Below are 16483 nucleotides of genomic sequence, written 5' to 3'. Positions count from 1 at the left end.
CTTAAGCGTCGCGCAGGGGTTCGTGGGCCCGGTCCTTGACCGTGCTCACGGCTGCAAGCGTGCCGAGGGCCGTGATGACTGCGTAGAAGGCGGGCATATAGATGTTGCCGGTACTGCTGATAAGCCAGGTCATCAGCAACGGGGCCGTTCCGCCGAAGAGCGCGGAGGAGATGTTGTAGCCGAGGCCGTAAGCGGAGTACCGGACCCGGGTCGGGAACAGCTCAACGATCAAGATGTGGATGACGGCCGTGTGGCCAGCGAAGACAATAGCCATGATCGAGGCGCCAAGGATAGCTAGGCCCATGTTTCCCGTTGCGATCAGGGCGTAGGAGGGGATGCCCAGGATGGTCATTGCGATGGCGGATCCGGCGATGACCTTCTTGCGGCCGATACGGTCGGACAGGGCACCCATGAAAGGTATGGCGATGCAGATGACAACCAGGCTGCAGGCGGTGATGAACAGTGCCTCGCCGATAGTGAAGTTGAGCTGCTTACCCTTGAGGAACGTAGGCATGTAGGAGAACAGGACGTAGTAGCCGGAGCCGTTCATGAGCGGGATGAAGAGGGCCAGAACCATGGCCCGGCGGTGCTCAGCGGACTGGAAGGCTTCCTTGAGCGGGTTCTTGGAGAGGCCGCCCTCTTCCTTGAGCTTTGTGAAGTTGGGGGTGTCCGCGATGGCCTTGCGGATGTACCAACCGATGACGCCCATCGGAATGGCGACCAGGAAAGGGATGCGCCATGCGAAGGCGCCGAAGCCGCCGCCGTCGATCGCGGCCTGGGTGAGCCACGGTGACATGGAGAATGCCACGAGGGTGCCGGTGAGCAGTGCAGCGAACGAAGCGATCTGGGCGTAGGAGGTGATGATGCCGCGCTTGCCCTCGGGGGCGTGCTCAGCGAGGAAGGTCATCGCGCCGGCGGCTTCGCCACCGACCGAGAAGCCCTGCAGGAGCCGCAAGAGGACAAGCAGTATGGGCGCCGCGATGCCGATAGCCGCGTACGTCGGCAGGACTCCGATACCGGCGGTGGCCACGCTGATCAGCAGAATGACGAAGACCAGTAGCTTTTGCCTGCCTATCCGGTCGCCCAAGTAGCCACAAACAACTGCGCCTAGGGGCCGGACGAAGAACGAGACTGCGTAGCCGGCGAATACGAACAAAAGGGCGTTGTCCGGGTTGCCAGGGGCAAGGAACACCAAGGCAAGCGTTCCGGCCATGAAGGCGAAGATACCGTTGTCATAGAGTTCCACGAAGATGCCAACGCAGCCTGCGGTGACAACCTTGCGCGTTTGACGGCCCGTGAGCCGTTCATGCTGCACTTGCGCAGCGTTGGTGTTTGCGGTCATGACATTTCCTTCTTGATGTTGAGCGTAGCAACTGCTACTTGTATTGGCGACAGGCCTTTAGCTGCATGCTGCAACTGGTAGGTCCTGCCACTGGGGTCGGCATCCAATGCCAAGGAGTCCGAAGACGGTATTGACGGATTCGCGGAGGGTTTCAAGTTGCGCCCGCGAGCGCCGATGGGCGGCAGTTGCCTCTGCCACTGTTGTTTTCCTGAAGCGGACCTTGTCGCCCGGGCGGCCTTGGGCAAGGACGTCCAGGCCAATACTGGTGACGACGGCGAGGACTGGATATCCGGCGGTAACGCCGCGTCCCCGATGCAGTACCAGCAGTTCTTCCCGTGAGGGAACTTCGACGGCGCCCACCGGGACCCCGCGCGACAGCACTTCACCGCTTGAGGTTCTTTCCGGAAGTCGGCCGCCGAGCCTGAGGCCGATGTGGTTGCTCCGGCCACTCACCGCGTATTCAGATGTGAAGAGCAACTCGGCGGAATCGCCAAACTCGGCGACATCCGGACCGTCGGTCACATCGACCATCAGCTCCTGTCCCATGTTCGGCCGTTCAAGACCTAGCCGGAAGAGCGGTAGGTCGAAGTACGGTTGGCGAACAGGGCCCACGCTGCGGCGGGTCAGGAGCGTGGCTCCTTCCTTGAGCTGCAGGCCGAAGCCCACAACGGTGTCTGGGGCACAACTGCCCAGCAACGCAGGGACCTCTACCGAACCGTGGATGGCCAGGTAGGCGCGGAGGCCCCGGTTGATTCCCCGGATGGCCACCGTCTCGCCTGCACGGACCGAAACCGGTTCCCACTGGCTGCACGGACGCCCACCGACGGTGAGTGTCAGAGGAGCCCCCGTGATTGCGATCAGGATGTCGGACTGCGCTTTCATCCTGAAGTCGAGGGCCGTGATCTCCACGAGCGGATCGTTGTCCAGATTGCCGGCCAGGATGTTGGCGGCCCGGGCTGAGTACTGGTCCAAGGCGCCGTTGACCGGAAGTCCAAAGCGAGGTCCGCGGAACCGGCCAAGGTCTGTGACCACGGCGTTACCGGGTTGCTGGATGAGAATATGCCCGTTCATGGCCTTGGTTCCAGTTCCTTGCCGACGTATGAGTCGAAATCTCCGGCCTCGATGCGACGGAAACGGAGAATGTCTCCTGGCTTGTAGGGGACGAGTGGTTCGCGACGAATGTTCAGGACGGTCAACGGGGTCTGGCCGATGACGCACCAGCCACCCGGCGCGGACGCGGGTGCGATGACCGCTTGGCGTCCTGCCACGGCCACTGCACCCGCCGGGACGCTAAGCCGCGGATCCTTGAGGCGCGGCACGGGCTTGGGGAACGCGGGACCGTCCATCATGGGCGAGCCAGCCGGTGCACCCAGGCAGCGGACGGTGTAGGTCTTCTCGGTGTGCACGCGGATCACTTCCTCGATGGAGATGCCCTGGTATTCGGCTACTTTCTCCAGGTCGGGACCGTATTCGCCCCCGTAAGCCACCGGAACATCAAACTCACGGGGTGCTGCTGCGGTGCCGGCGGAACGACCCATTTCGAGGAGTCCCAGCTTGACGAACGCGCGCATTTGGCGGGCCGATACCAGGACGGGGTCGAATTCCACCAGCACGGAATCGTAGGTGGGTACCGCGCCGTGAAGGCCCTCGGCGCCACAGCTCTCCAGCCAGTCAGCAAGACGGTGGACCGTGAGCCAGTTGTCCTCGCTTGCTTCGGCAAGGGCGACGACGCGCAATGCGGAGTCTCCGGATTCGTAGATCTCGGTGGGAGCCGCTGTGAGAACGGACATGTCAGGCCGCCTTCCTCTTGGCATCCATGACTTGGGTCAGCGGAGCGATACGGACGCCGGCCGAAATGAGCTTCGAGCGGATGAGCCGGGCGAGTTCGACGGCTCCGGGATTGTCCCCGTGAAGCAGGACAGTGTCTGCGGAAATGTCGATGTCAGTGCCGTTGGCGCACCGGATCTTGCCCTCGCACACCATGCGGACGGTTCGCTCGACAATGGCCGAGGGATCGTGCAGTACCGCGCCGGGCTGGCTGCGCGGGACCAGCGTCCCGTCTTCCTGGTAAGCACGATCGACGATGCCCACAATGGCCACGTCCAGGCCAGCGGAACGTGCCGCCTTGGCCAACTCGCCCTCCTGCGCGACCACGATGAGTTCGTTGTCTACGCGTGCGGCGGCCTCGGCCACGGCCTCGGCGTAGTCCGCACGGACGGCTACGAGATTTCCCAGCCGGCCGTGCGGCGCAATGTGGGTCACCTTGGTTCCGTGGAAGGCAGCGAAGCCATTCAGGGCCCCCAGCTGGTACAGGACATCCGCGCGCACTTCATTGGCAGTCAGGCCCATGTCCCTGCGACCGAAACCACGCAGGTCCGGGAAGCTCGGATGGGCCCCAATACCCACCCCGCGGCGAACGCATTCAGCAACGGTGGCGTCCATGATGTCGGGATCGCCTGCGTGGAACCCGCATGCGATATTGGCGCTTGAAACGATCTCCAGAAGATCGGTGTCGCTGCCTATCGTGTAGGCACCGAATCCCTCTCCGAGATCCGCTACAAGATCAATTATCGGGTTCACGTGGTTCTCTTTCCGTGGTTCTGCATTGGGGTCCGGCTATTCCATACGAACTGCTGAAATATCGGAAGAATTCAGTTGCCGGTTCGATTGAAATTGTTCGGCTAAAATTCTTCAATCAGAGGAACTGTCGGTAATTCTTTGGTGATAGAAGTCTCGCACCGACGAACTTCGGGCACAAAGACCTATTCGCTATCACGGGATAGCTCCCGGTTATGACCTACGGCACACATGCTGCTGGCAGGGACCGCAAGCCGCCGAACCGCCGTCGTCGTCCTCCTTGTTGAAGGCCGACGACGGCGGTTCACCGAATGCGTCTATATTTGGGTATCGGGATAATTGGTTGATGGGAGTCAACGAACTGCCGGTAAGGATTGGGAAACGCCACCATCGGGATGTGGATCTCAAATTAGTCGTTGAGAGACAGGTCACACAAAGACGGATTGTGTGTCCCTACATAGAATTTCCTTATGGCATCCAGGCCCCGATGAGGGTCTAGAGGAAGGCAGACCCATGGACACGCGGAAGCTCTCATACTTTGTAAAGATCGTCGATTCGGGGAGCATCACCAAGGCTGCCGCCGCGCTCCACGTCGCCCAACCTGCCCTTAGCCAGCAGGTGTCGGCGCTGGAAAGCGATTTGAAGCAACGCCTGCTGATCCGCAGTAAGCAAGGAGTGGAGCCAACCGCCGCGGGACACACCCTCTATCGCCACGCCCAGACCATCCTGCGGCTCGTCGAACAAGCTCGGCAGGACGTAGCGACATCCGGGGCCGCGCCGTCCGGCAGGGTGTCCATCGCGATTGCACCGTACAGCATGGCCTCCAGCCTGACGCCGCAGATTATCCGCGAGGTTGGCCGGCGTTACCCGGACATTGTGGTGCACCTGACGGAGATCTTCGGCGGCGTATTGAGCGAGGCGATCAAGAACGGCCGCCTCGACATGGCGTTGATCTATGAACCAGGGAAGATCCGCGGAGTGCAGTTCACCACCATGATTGTGGAAGACCTGCACTTGGTGACCCACGAAGACGTCGACGTCGCCCACGGTCGAACAACGGTCACGCTTGAAGAAGCGAGCAGCCTTGGATTGTTCCTCCCCGAAAAGAACCACACCTTGCGCCAGATCATCGAGAAGGGACTGGCTGACCAAGGATTGCCCCTGCGGCTCGTAGGCGAAGTGGAATCGGTGCCGTCGCTTGTTCGGCTCATCCGCGCAAACCTCGGGGCCACTGTCCTGCCGAAATCGGCCGCTGATGCGCTCTTCCCTGATGAGAACTTCAAGGTATTACGGATCGTCGAACCGGCCCTGCAGAGCAAGATTGCCTTGTGCACCCCCGACCATGAGCCTTTGTCCGAGGCCGCCTCTGCCGTGCTCATCCTGGTCAAGGAGATGCTCCAGCAACAGTTGATCAGCAAGTACGCGGCCGATCCATCCGAGGCATGACCCATCCATAAAATTGCCTTATCCGGACAGACGTCTTTGGTCTTATTCACCGGCGTTTTTATTTCCTATTATCGAATTAGCAAGTAATTCGAAAGCGGCTCGCGGATTCCGTGGACCCAATCAAAGGAACAGCGGTGAAAAAGATCAGCCAGACCCGGTGGGTTTCGAATCCAACCCTCGGAGCGATCAGTGCACGGACCGGATTCCACTGCCCAAGGAACGGTTTCTGGCGTCCTGTGGGCGGCGTGGGCGAACCCCTCTTCGTCTTCGAAGGAAGCCTCATGCCGGCCCACGCCGGACACAGCATCGAATGGTATCTGGTCGATGCCCGGCCAGGACACCCCGGGCTCGACTGACTCGGCTCGCCACGCCATACCGCTGCCCGGCAAGCCGCCGTCGTCGGTTTTCCTCTCCACCGCACCACTCAAGCTCCGCCGCACAACTCAAGGCGCCTTGCCCCAGGCAAGGCGCCTTCTTCGTGCCCGGAAAGGCGCGCGAAAGGCCGGCCACCGTATTCGGTGACCGGCCCCAGCGAGACAATCAGTCTTCGACCAGGAGCCCCTTGGCCTTCAGCTTCTCCGTCAGCCCGCACAACTCAATGGTGGTGCCTCCCGCGTGGTAGGCCTTGATGAGCTCGCGTTCGGCATCGTCCCGGGCCTGGGAGAGCGCAATGACCTCCTCGGCTTCCTCACGGCGCACTACCACGACGCCGTCAGCGTCACCGCGGAGGATATCGCCGGGGTAGATGATCTCATCGCCGAAGACAATCGGGTGGTTGATCGGCCCAAGGGTTTCCTTGACTGTGCCCTTGATACACACGCTGCCCGAGAACACCGGGAGGCCCAGTTCGATGAGGTCCTGGGTGTCCCGCACGCCGGAATCCGTCACCATCGCCGCAATGCCTTTGGCTTTCATGGCATTGCCCAAGACGTCGCCGAAGGTTCCGGCGTCGGAAAATTCCTGCGCACCGACCAGGACCACGTCGCCTGCCTGGGCGTAGTGGATGGCGACCTGCAGCATGAGGTTGTCCTGCGGGGCACAGGCCACGGTCACGGCCGGGCCGCAGAACGACATGGAGCGGTCGATCGGCTTGATCTTCGAGCTCAGGGCGCCGCGGCGGCCCTGGGCTTCGTGGATGGTCGCGGAGGAGAACGCCGCGAGGCGGCTGACGACGTCGGCGTCCGGCCTCTGGAATTTGGTCTTTACGTGGATCATTTCCTGAATCTTTCTCTTGGCTGGCTTCTGGGGTGCCCGTGGGGCTTAGTTGAGGGCGCCGACTGCCTTGCGGATCGAGTCGACGCCGGCGTTGATGGTCTCCAGCGATGTGGCGAAGGAGATCCTGAAGTAGGGGCCAAGGCCATATGCCGAGCCCTGGATGACGGCAACCGCGGCCGCGTTGAGGAGGTACAGGGTGAAGTCCTGGTCGTTTTCGATGACGGTGCCGTCCGGAGCGGTCTTGCCGATAACGCCGCTGCAGTTCACGTACGCATAGAAGGCACCGTCGGCCGGCGCGACGGACAGTCCGTCAATGGCGTTGAGTCCTTCGACGGCGACGTCCCGGCGCTTGCGGTACACCTCCACGCTGTCCCGGACGAACGACTGGTCACCGTTCAGCGCGGCTGCCGCGGCTGCCTGGCTGACCGACGACGGGCAGGAGGACGTCTGCGACTGCAGCTTGTTCATGGCCGCGATCAAAGGCGCGGGGCCCACGCCGTAGCCAAGGCGCCAACCGGTCATGGCGTAGGCCTTGGAGACGCCGTTGACCAGCAGGATGCGGTCGCGCAGCGAAGGAACCGCCGTGACGAGGCTCGTTACCCGGCCGTCGCCGAAGTGGATTTCGTCGTAGATTTCGTCGGTGAGGATGTAGACGTGCGGGAATTCCTCAAGCACGGCGCCCAGCGCCTGCAGTTCTTCGCGTGAGTACACGGCCCCCGTCGGGTTGGACGGAGCGTTGAGGATGAGCCACTTGGTCTTGGGAGTAATGGCTTCCTTCAGGGCGGCAGGCGTGAGCTTGAAGCCGGCGTCTTCTCCGCAAGGGACGATCACAGGCGTGCCGTCGTTGGCGAGGACCATGTCCGGGTAGGACACCCAGTACGGTGCCGGGACGATGACCTCGTCGCCCTCGTTGAGCGATGCCATGAGTGCAACGTAGAGGACTTGCTTGGCACCGCCGCCGATGGTCAGCTGGTTCGCTGCGTAGTGCACGCCGGTGTGGCTTTCAACCCGGCGGAGGATGGCGGTCTGCAGCTCGGGCGTTCCCGTCACCGAGGTGTATTTGGTCTCGCCGGCGTTGATCGCTTCGATGGCGGCCGCCTTGATGTGGTCGGGGGTGTCGAAGTCCGGCTCGCCGACGGTCAGGTCGATGATCGGGATGCCTTCGGCTCGTAGTTCACGGACGCGGGCGGCGGCCGCAACGCTCGCTGAGGACTTGATGCGTGTGACCCTCGACGCCGGCAGGTACTCGGACATTGTCTTCTCCAGAATCGTGAAACTCAGGATTCGGGTGTCGAATCCCCAATTTCGAGACTAGGCACTGCCGGGCGCTGTGGATAAGACCTAATGTGCGTGGATCAATAAGAGACACTTATGACCGCCTGATCCATACGGGAAATTTTTCGCTGTTTAGGCACAATTCATTCCCATAGGGGAATCTTCTATGCACTTTCCTTATGGGTTCACGCGGTATTGGTATTTCCGCGGCTCTGCGAACGCCGCCTAGATTTCATAGACCAGAAGAGTTAGCGAAGCGTCCGAAGGGGATCCAATGCCAGCCCAATCCGGCTCCTTTCGGGGCCCGTCAGCCACCGGCAGGTACACCTACCGTGCCAAGGCGCCAGTGGCGAGTGCGGACCGCGTACCGGCCACAGGTGAACATGACAAGCTCATCCATTCGCTCACGGCCCATAAGCAACTCTTAACTCAAGCAACAAGCGCCATCAGGGCCCTGACCGCTGCCCGCAATGAGATGATCGCCCAAGCCCTTGAAGATGGGCTCAGCGTCGCGGTCGTCTCCGCAGTGACCCGGGAGAACATGCGTGCCGTCCGGACCATCGGGCTAGCCTATGGCGACCTTCATCCGAGCGGTCTTTCGCGGAGCGCCCATCTCGACGCTTTGAAGGCCAAGAGTGCTGAGCTCCACACGGCCGAAGAACATAGGGGACGCATCGAGGAGCGCAGGGAGGCACTGATCGTTATGGCCCTCCGCAGCCGGGCGTGCGACGACATCAAACTTGCATCGCTGACCGGCCTTACGCCGGACCACATCCGCAAGGCCACCCGGCGGATCCGACGGCCCGCGTAGGCCGCCGTGCTCTCTTCAGGGTTCTTTCTTTGCCGGAGGCGTCCTGCAGCTAAACAGTTCCTGTGTTCCTGTTTTCCTGGCGATGAGCACTGTCAATGCGCGGGCTGACGTTGAAATCGGTTCAAAATGTTGGATCGATCGCGCACCAACGTTCCAGATGCGTTTCACGCCCAGGACCCGGTCGTGCTCATCCGTGGCAACCAGCGGCGGGCTTCCCTGCCCTGCCATGGGCCTGCGTTTCCAGCACAGGCTGACCACCGTCGCGTGCTCCCAGAATTCGACGGCAGTGACGAAGAATTCGCGTCCCTCATCATCCAGGAACGGCCCCCACTGCGGGACGTAAACCGCCCGAAGGTCGTACTCGACGGGGCCTGAACGCCTTGCAGCCGGCGGTTGGGCAATGGCTGCAGTTTGTTGAGGATTGAGATCTGGTTGCGGGACCACGGCATGCTCCATTGAAATTGCGGACGACCCCCTCCTCGACCGCCCCCAAGCGGCCTCGGGATATCCAATGTAGCTCCGTCGAAGGACCTCCGGAAGAGTACTGACTACCTACCTAGTTCAGTAGCTCGACGGCGTGCCACCTGTCCCGCCAAAGGGCGCTCCGCCGTCGGGGGCTGTCGGGATGAACTTGTCCGCGAGGGCTTCCGTGCCGCGGGCAAGGAGCGCGACATCCGCGCCGACCAGCACGAACGACGCCCCGGCGTCCATATACGCCCGCGCCGTGGCTTCGTTGAAGGCGTTGACACCGGCGGGCTTGCCCGCGGTCTTCGCCGCGGTGAGGCAGTGTTCGACGGCGGCGCGCACCTTCGGGTGTTCCTGCTCGCCGAGCAGGCCCATGGACGCCGCGAGGTCGGAGGGCCCGACGAAGATGGCGTCGACGCCGTCGACCGCCAGGATCTCTTCCACGGCGGCGACGGCGGCCTCGGTTTCGATCTGGACCGTGACGCTGATGGTCTCGGCGGCCCGGGCGAGGTAGTCCGGGATGCGGTTCCAGCGCGAGGCGCGGGCCAGGGCCGAGCCGACGCCGCGCACGCCATGCGGCGGGTATCGCACGGCTGCGACGGCGGCCTGTGCTTCCACGGTGGAGTTGACCATGGGGATGAGCAGGTCCTGCACTCCCAGGTCCAGGTATTGCTTCAAGAGCACAGTGTCATTGGCAGGCGGACGGACGACGGCTTGGACGGGATAGCCGCGGACTGCCTGGAGCTGGGCGAGGATGGATTCAAGGCCGTTGGGGCTGTGTTCGGCGTCGATCAGGAGCCAGTCCAGCCCGGCCCCTGCGCACAGTTCGGCGATGAGCGGGCTGCCCGAACACACCCACATCCCGACGAGGGGCCGGCCGGCAGGGCCGGTTTGGTTCCGCAAGGCGTCGCGGAACGTGCGGTCTGGATCTACTCGAACCGGCATGTGACAACTCCCAACGGTCCGTAGTCGGCGTGGACGGTATCGCCTTTGTACACCCAGAGCGGGCGCGTGAAGGAGCCGGCGAGGATGATCTCCCCGGCCTTCAGCCCGTCACCGTGCGGGGCGATCTTGTTAACGAGCCAATGGACGCCGTTGGCCGGGTGGTCCAGGACGCCGGCGGCGACGCCGGTCTCCTCCACGGTCTGGTTCTTGTACAGGATCGCCGATACCCAACGGAGGTCGACGGCGTCCGGGCGGACCGGGCGTCCGCCCACCACCATGGCGCCCATGGCCGCGTTGTCCGAAATGGTGTCCACGATGGTCCGGCCCTCCATCTCGATCCTGGAATCGAGGATCTCGAGGGCCGGGACCACGTAGTCGGTGGCGTTCAGGACGTCGAAGATCGTGCAGCCGGGACCTTTGAGCCCATCCTTCAGGACGAAGGCCAGCTCGACCTCCACCCTCGGGTGGGTGAACTGGTCCCACGGTACGGAGCAGCCCGTTTCCAGGACCATGTCGTCAAAGATGGCGCCATAGTCGGGTTCGGTGATACCGGTGGCGTCCTGCATGGCCTTGGACGTCAGCCCGATCTTGCGGCCCACCAGCTTTCTGCCCGCGTCCTCGTTCCGGCGCCGCCACAACTGCTGCACGGCGTAGGAATCCTCCACCGTCATGCCCGGATACCGGGCAGTCAGGCGCGGAACCGGGGTCCGGCTCCGGCCGGCTTCCAGCAGTTCGTCCGCGATGGTTTCTATCGTCTTCGGGTCAAGCATCTCCACACTCCATTCGGCCATCCTGCGGTCAGCATACGTTGAGGGCTGTAGGCCTAGAGCTGCGAGCCGACCTTGAAACCCATCTTTTCGCCAGCGGGGCCGCCGTCGGGCTGGCGGGTGTAGGAGAAGCCGTCGGCACCGACGGTGACCGCCATTTCGCTCTTTTCCTCGCGGACGATGACCGGCTGCGGGTTGCCGTCCAGGTCCAGGACGAGCGAGGCCTCGGTGTACCAGGACGGGACCACGGGGTTGCCCCACCAGTCGCGGCGCTGGTTGTCGTGGACGTCCCAGGTGACGGTGGGGTTGTCCGGATCGCCTGTGTAGTAGTCCTGGGTGTAGATCTCGATGCGGTGCCCGTCCGGGTCCAGGATGTAGAGGTAGAAGGCGTTGGAGACGCCGTGCCGGCCGGGGCCGCGTTCGATCCGGTCGCTGATGCGCAGGGCGCCCATCTTGTCGCAGATCTGGATGATGTTGTGCTTCTCATGCGTCGAGAACGCGATGTGGTGCAGGCGCGGTCCGTTGCCGCCGGTCAGGGCGGTGTCGTGCACGGTCTGCTTGCGGTGCATCCACGCGGCGTAGGTGACGCCGTCGGAATCCTTGATGTCTTCCGAGACGCGGAAGCCGAGGTCCTCGAGGTACTTCCGGCCCCGGGGAACGTCGGGGGTGACCTGGTTGAAGTGGTCCAGGCGGACCAGTTCGCCGGCCGAGTACAGGTCGTAGCGCTGGGTGAGGCGTTCGACGTGTTCGACGTCGTAGAAGAACTCGTAGGGGAAGCCCAACGGGTCCTCGACGCGGACGGAGTCGCCGACCCCCTTGGTGAAGCCGTCTTTGCGGCGCTCAACCCGGCAGCCGAGCTCCCGGTAGTAGGCCTCGGCGGCGTCGACCTCGGCCGGGGACTTCACCCGGTAGGCGAATGCGGCTGCTGCGGCGACAGGTCCCTTGCGCAGGACGAGGTTGTGGTGGATGAACTCCTCGAAGGAACGCAGGTAGATGGTGTCCTCGTCTTCCTCGGTGACGTGCAGGCCGAGTAGGTCCACGTAGAACTCGCGGGACTTGGCGAGGTCCGTGACCACGAGTTCGAGGTAGGCGCAGCGGACGATATCCGGCGCGGGGACGGTGGGGGTGGGGACGAAGTTGGTCATGGGGTTCTCTCTTCTTTGAAAGGGGGTCTTTGGTGCTCGGTACCCAACTGACTCGCAGTAAGTGTCGTTTTGGAGCCTCGAAACGACAACAAGTGCGGGCTAGTTGGGCTACCCGGGCCTAGGCGCCGAATTTGGGGGTGTGGACAGCGCCGAGGGTGATGTGCACGGCCTGCTGGTCGGTGTAGAAATCGATGGAGCGGTAGCCGCCTTCGTGGCCCAGGCCGGAAGCCTTGACGCCGCCGAAGGGGGTGCGGAGGTCGCGGACATTGTGGCTGTTGAGCCACACCATGCCGGCCTCGACGTTCTGGGCGAAGTTGTGGGCGCGGGTGAGGTTCTGGGTCCAGATGTAGGCCGCCAGGCCGTATTTGGTGTTGTTCGCGAGGGCGAGGGCTTCGTCGTCGTTCTCGAAGGGGGTGATCGCGACGACGGGTCCGAAGATTTCCTCCTGGAAGATCCGCGCGTCGGGCGCGACGTCGGCGAACACGGTCGGCGCGATGTAATTCCCTGCGGGCAGGTGTTCAGGGCGTCCGCCGCCGGCCAGCAGCCGGCCTTCGGTCTTGCCGATCTCCACGTACGAGGCCACTTTTTCGTAGTGCTCGGGGTGGACGAGGGCGCCGACCTGGGTCTTGGGGTCGTGCGGGTCGCCGACGACGATCTTCTTCGCGCGGGCCGCGTACTTTTCGCAGAACTCGTCGTAGATGGCGCGTTCGACGAGGATGCGCGAGCCGGCGGTGCAGCGTTCCCCGTTGAGGGAGAAGACCCCGAACAGGGCCGAGTCGATCGCGGCCTCGAGGTCGGCGTCGGCGAATACGACGCACGGCGACTTGCCGCCCAGCTCCATGGACAGGCCCTTGAGGTTTGCGGCGGCGTTGCGGAAGATCGTCTGGCCCGTGGTGGTCTCGCCGGTGAAGGAGATCAGCGGCACGTCCGGGTGCTTCACAAGGGCGTCGCCGGCTTCCTCGCCGAGGCCGTTGACCAGGTTGAACACGCCGTCCGGCAGGCCGGCGTCCTTGAAGATCTGCGCCCAGAGGGAGGCCGAGAGCGGGGTGAACTCGGCAGGCTTGAGGACCACGGTGTTGCCGGTGGCCAGGGCTGGGGCGAGTTTCCAGGACTCAAGCATGAACGGGGTGTTCCAGGGGGTGATCAGGCCCGCGACGCCGATCGGCTTGCGGTTCACGTAATTGATCTGCGAACCCGGGACCTTCATGGCGTCGTCGAACTGGGCCACGATCAGGTCCGCGAAGAAGCGGAAGTTCTCCGCCGCACGCAACGCCTGGCCCTTGGCCTGGGTGATCGGCAGGCCTGTATCGAAGGTTTCGAGCTCGGCGAGGCGCTCTTCCTGGGCTTCGACGGCGTCGGCGATCCTGTTCAGCACGCGGGCACGTTCGCGCGGCTTCATCTTCGGCCACGGACCGTTAACGAACGCCTCGCGGGCCGCGGCGACGGCAAGGTCGATGTCTTCCTTCTGCCCGGCCGCGGCGGTGGCGTAGTTACCGTTGGAGACCGGGTCCAGGACGTCGAAGGTCTTCCCGCTGACCGAGTCCACGAACCGGCCGTTGATGAAGTGCTGGATGTGGGTGGGAAGGTCCTTCGGGACGTAATGGGTGGTGGTTTCTGGTGCAGTGAACGTCATTACTTTTCCTTTACTAGTTGCAACGCGGGGTCACTTACAGCCCATGTTGGGCCGTTTAATGGGCGCTAAGTGACCCCGCGTTGCTTTGTGCGAGGTACGCGTCGAGCGTGGCGCTGCGGTGGCGGCGGGCGGCTTGTTCGATGGTGTCGGCGTCGGCGTTGCTTTCAATGAGCTGAAGCAGGGCCTCGTGCTCCTTGACGGATTCCTGCGCACGGCCGGGGACGAAGCGGAACGTCGAGGCCCTGATCGAGGCGAGCCGGTTCCAGCCCCGGTGCACGAGGTCCAGGATGTGCGGATTGGGACAGTGTTCAAAGAGCACGCTGTGGAAATCCTGGTTCAGCGCCGTGAAGCGGACCGGGTCGAAATGCTCCAGGCAGTCGCGCATCTCGGCGTTCACCGCACGGGCCCGGGCAATGTCCACGGCGCCGATCAGCGGTGCGGACAACGCCGTCGCCGCGCCCTCGATGATGCTCAGGGTCTGCATCGTGTACAGGTACTCGGTCGGGTCGATTCCGGACACGGTGGCGCCGACGTTGCGCTCGAACTTCACGAGCCCTTCGGCCTCCAGGCGGCGGATCGCCTCCCGGACCGGAACCACGCTCACACCGAGGTCCTCGGCGATCTTGGCCAGCACCAGCCGGTAACCCGGCGTGTAGGTGCCCTCCACGATGCGAGCCTTCACGGCCGTATAGGCCTGCTCGGATTTGCTCCCGACGGCGGTTTCAGTCACCTTGGGCTCCTTCCCACTGCTCGTATCGGGCACGCCACTGCGCGTTCATCGGATACAAACCGTCCACGCTGTTGCCCTGCTTGACCATTTCGAAGATGAAGGATTCTTCCTTCTCCTGCTCGATGCACTCATCCGCGAGTTCTTCGGCGATGGCCGGCGGGATCACCAGGATGCCGTCCGAGTCGGCCACGATGATGTCCCCGGGCTGGACCGTGGCCCCTCCGCAGGCGATGGTGATGTCCGTGTCCCACGGGATGTGGCGCCGGCCCAGCACGGCGGGGTGCGGGTTGGCGAAGTAGGTGGGCATGTCCAGTCCTGCCACCGCGGAATAGTCGCGGACGCCGCCGTCGGTGATGATGGCCGCCGCACCGCGCATCTGGGCACGCAACGCCAGGATGTCCCCCACCGTCCCGGTGCCCTTTTCGCCGCGGGCTTCCATGACCAGGATCTCGCCCTCGTTGACGGAGTCAATGGCGCGTTTCTGCGCGTTGAAGCCGCCGCCGTGGGTCTTGAACAAGTCCTCCCGGTTGGGCACATAGCGCAGGGTCCGGGCGACCCCGACGACGCGGCGGTCCGGGCGGGTGGCCTGCAGTCCGTCGATGCTCACGTTGTTCAGCCCGCGCTTGCGCAACTGGCTGGACAAGGTGGCGGTCGCGACGGACTCGAGTTTCTTCTTCAGCTCGGGCGTGAGTACGGGCGCGACGGCGGTCAGGCCGGCCGCTTCGCGGGAACCGTATGCTTCCTCCCGCTGGGTGTCATCGGTCTTGGGCCGGGCACCGAAGTCCGCGAACGCCGTCGTACCCTCGGTCACGGTGGTGGTGAGACGACCCGAGCTGAGCCCGCCTCCGGTCACTTCAACCTCGACGACGTCGCCTGGCTGGGCGACGGAGGCGCCGGCCGGGGTGCCGGTCAGGATCATGTCGCCGGTTTCTAGCGTCAGGAGCTGGGAGAGATCGGCAACGAGCCGCGCGAAGGGGAACAGCAGGTCTTCGGTGGTGTCGTCCTGGACGAGTTCGCCGTTGTGCCAGGCGCGGATGCGCAGCCGGGAGGGGTCGACATCGGCGGCCGGGATGAGCGCCGGGCCCACCGGGGTGAAGCCGTCGCCGCCCTTGGACCGGAGGTTGGAGCCCTTGTCCGCGTAGCGGAGGTCGTAGACGCCGAGGTCGTTGCTGGCGGTCACCCACTCGACGTGGCTCCAGGCGTCTTCTATACCTACGCGGCGGGCCGGCTTGCCGATGACCAGCGCGATCTCGCCCTCGTATCCGAGGAGTTCACAGCCGGCCGGACGCTCTACCGTCGAGCCACTGAGCGCAAGGGACGACGATGGCTTCAGGAAGTACGACGGCTGCTCCGGCGTACGGCCGCGCTGGGCCGCCCGGCTGGGGTAGTTGATATGCACCGCGATGACCTTGCGGGCCGCGGCCAGGATGTGGTCGGTGACCTGTTCCAAGATTTACTCCTCATCGAGTACGAAATCGTATACGATAACTATGACCCGGGAGTTTCGGGACGTCAACCCCCGGTTTTCAGTGCCGTGACCTTGTAGCCATGTCACCCCTGCCGTACAGTTGGAATCCAATTCAGAGTTCAAATAGAGAATTCACAGTTCTATATTTGAACAACCACACAAAGAAGTGAGGAAAGCCCGTGCAGTTCCACCACCACGGTTACGTATCCGGTGACCCGCGAGTCCAGCCGACTGCCGGCGTCGGGATCGACCGGCCCGCGGATCTTCCTGACGAGGTCGACGTGCTCATTGTCGGCAGCGGGCCCGCCGGAATGCTCGCCGCCGCGCAGCTGTCCCAGTTCCCGGGCGTCACAACCCGGATCGTGGAGCGCCGCGGCGGGAGGCTCGCGATCGGCCAGGCCGACGGGATCCAGGCCCGGAGCGTGGAGACCTTCCAGGCCTTCGGATTCGCCGAGCGGATCATTGCCGAGGCGTACCGCATCACGGAGATGGCGTTCTGGAAGCCGGACCCCGCGGATCCGTCACGCATCATCCGGACCGCCCGCGCCCTCGACGATCCAACGGGTAACATCAGCGAATTCCCGCACCTCATCGTCAACCAGGCCCGCGTCCTGGACTACTTCGCCGAGTTCATGGCGAACTCCCCTACCCGCATGACCCCCGA

17 protein-coding genes are annotated in these 16483 nt (G+C 63.7%); 4 read left to right on the top strand and 13 right to left on the bottom strand.

Annotated elements, in window-relative coordinates; genetic code table 11:
• Nucleotide 1 precedes the first annotated feature (1 nt).
• Genes AB4Z38_RS15720 through AB4Z38_RS15705 form a run of 4 tightly spaced genes read right to left on the bottom strand, consistent with a single transcriptional unit; the run spans nucleotide 2 to nucleotide 3922 of the window.
• Entirely contained in the window at nucleotides 2–1342 is a 1341-nt protein-coding gene (locus AB4Z38_RS15720; protein WP_441430566.1) for an MFS transporter, read from the bottom strand.
• A gap of 57 nt (nucleotides 1343–1399) precedes the next feature.
• Nucleotides 1400–2413, bottom strand: coding sequence for a biotin-dependent carboxyltransferase family protein (locus AB4Z38_RS15715; protein ID WP_441430565.1), 1014 nt, complete (start codon nucleotides 2411–2413; stop codon nucleotides 1400–1402).
• The gene (locus AB4Z38_RS15710) at nucleotides 2410–3132 is read right to left on the bottom strand and encodes a 5-oxoprolinase subunit B family protein (RefSeq protein WP_441430564.1); all 723 of its coding nucleotides are present in this window, start codon (nucleotides 3130–3132) and stop codon (nucleotides 2410–2412) included. The genes AB4Z38_RS15715 and AB4Z38_RS15710 overlap by 4 nt, the downstream gene beginning before the upstream one ends.
• Nucleotide 3133: 1 nt before the next feature.
• The gene (locus AB4Z38_RS15705) at nucleotides 3134–3922 is read right to left on the bottom strand and encodes a LamB/YcsF family protein (RefSeq protein WP_441430563.1); all 789 of its coding nucleotides are present in this window, start codon (nucleotides 3920–3922) and stop codon (nucleotides 3134–3136) included.
• 510 nt (nucleotides 3923–4432) lie between these two features.
• Between AB4Z38_RS15705 and AB4Z38_RS15700 the strand changes: the two genes are divergently transcribed.
• Together AB4Z38_RS15700 and AB4Z38_RS15695 are read left to right on the top strand one after the other, a co-directional pair.
• On the top strand, nucleotides 4433–5365 hold the full coding sequence (locus AB4Z38_RS15700) for a LysR substrate-binding domain-containing protein (protein ID WP_441430562.1): 933 nt from the start codon (nucleotides 4433–4435) through the stop codon (nucleotides 5363–5365).
• 134 nt (nucleotides 5366–5499) lie between these two features.
• Nucleotides 5500–5721, top strand: coding sequence for a hypothetical protein (locus AB4Z38_RS15695; protein WP_441430561.1), 222 nt, complete (start codon nucleotides 5500–5502; stop codon nucleotides 5719–5721).
• Nucleotides 5722–5905: 184 nt separating this feature from the next.
• On the opposite strand, the gene AB4Z38_RS15690 is transcribed toward AB4Z38_RS15695, so the two are convergent.
• Nucleotides 5906–6580: a 4-carboxy-4-hydroxy-2-oxoadipate aldolase/oxaloacetate decarboxylase gene (locus AB4Z38_RS15690; RefSeq protein ID WP_441430560.1), complete on the bottom strand. Its 675-nt coding sequence runs from the start codon at nucleotides 6578–6580 to the stop codon at nucleotides 5906–5908.
• A 45-nt stretch (nucleotides 6581–6625) separates the two neighbouring features.
• A complete protein-coding gene (locus tag AB4Z38_RS15685) occupies nucleotides 6626–7834 on the bottom strand; it encodes an aspartate transaminase (RefSeq protein WP_441430559.1) in 1209 nt (402 codons plus the stop codon).
• A gap of 295 nt (nucleotides 7835–8129) precedes the next feature.
• On the opposite strand from AB4Z38_RS15685, the gene AB4Z38_RS15680 reads away from it, so the two are divergent.
• Complete coding sequence (locus AB4Z38_RS15680; protein ID WP_441430558.1) at nucleotides 8130–8666, top strand: hypothetical protein; 537 nt, start codon at nucleotides 8130–8132, stop codon at nucleotides 8664–8666.
• Nucleotides 8667–8681: 15 nt separating this feature from the next.
• Here the strand turns inward: AB4Z38_RS15680 and AB4Z38_RS15675 are convergent, their stop codons facing one another.
• The 7 genes from AB4Z38_RS15675 to AB4Z38_RS15645 form a co-directional block, all read right to left on the bottom strand.
• Nucleotides 8682–9110, bottom strand: a complete 429-nt coding sequence (locus tag AB4Z38_RS15675) for a hypothetical protein (protein WP_441430557.1) — start codon at nucleotides 9108–9110, stop codon at nucleotides 8682–8684.
• A 117-nt stretch (nucleotides 9111–9227) separates the two neighbouring features.
• On the bottom strand, nucleotides 9228–10076 hold the full coding sequence (locus AB4Z38_RS15670; RefSeq protein ID WP_441430556.1) for an HpcH/HpaI aldolase family protein: 849 nt from the start codon (nucleotides 10074–10076) through the stop codon (nucleotides 9228–9230).
• On the bottom strand, nucleotides 10061–10846 hold the full coding sequence (gene hpaH, locus AB4Z38_RS15665) for a 2-oxo-hept-4-ene-1,7-dioate hydratase (RefSeq protein WP_441430555.1): 786 nt from the start codon (nucleotides 10844–10846) through the stop codon (nucleotides 10061–10063). Before hpaH ends, AB4Z38_RS15670 begins: the two co-directional genes overlap by 16 nt.
• Before the next feature lie 53 nt (nucleotides 10847–10899).
• A complete protein-coding gene (gene hpaD / locus AB4Z38_RS15660; RefSeq protein ID WP_441430554.1) occupies nucleotides 10900–11988 on the bottom strand; it encodes a 3,4-dihydroxyphenylacetate 2,3-dioxygenase in 1089 nt (362 codons plus the stop codon).
• 118 nt (nucleotides 11989–12106) lie between these two features.
• Entirely contained in the window at nucleotides 12107–13621 is a 1515-nt protein-coding gene (gene hpaE / locus AB4Z38_RS15655) for a 5-carboxymethyl-2-hydroxymuconate semialdehyde dehydrogenase (RefSeq protein WP_441430553.1), read from the bottom strand.
• 55 nt (nucleotides 13622–13676) lie between these two features.
• Nucleotides 13677–14351 (bottom strand): GntR family transcriptional regulator, encoded by a 675-nt coding sequence (locus tag AB4Z38_RS15650; protein ID WP_441430552.1) that lies wholly within the window; start codon nucleotides 14349–14351, stop codon nucleotides 13677–13679.
• The gene (locus tag AB4Z38_RS15645) at nucleotides 14344–15801 is read right to left on the bottom strand and encodes a fumarylacetoacetate hydrolase family protein (RefSeq protein ID WP_441430551.1); all 1458 of its coding nucleotides are present in this window, start codon (nucleotides 15799–15801) and stop codon (nucleotides 14344–14346) included. Before AB4Z38_RS15645 ends, AB4Z38_RS15650 begins: the two co-directional genes overlap by 8 nt.
• A gap of 197 nt (nucleotides 15802–15998) precedes the next feature.
• Between AB4Z38_RS15645 and AB4Z38_RS15640 the strand changes: the two genes are divergently transcribed.
• Nucleotides 15999–16483 (top strand): FAD-dependent monooxygenase (locus AB4Z38_RS15640; RefSeq protein WP_441430550.1); only part of this gene is annotated, 485 nt, incomplete at its 3' end.

The organism is Arthrobacter sp. 2RAF6 (assembly GCF_052115205.1).
In the GTDB taxonomy this organism is placed as follows: domain Bacteria; phylum Actinomycetota; class Actinomycetes; order Actinomycetales; family Micrococcaceae; genus Arthrobacter.
The sequence above is the reverse complement of the archived record's forward strand: the minus strand, read 5'-3'. Positions and strand labels throughout refer to the sequence as shown.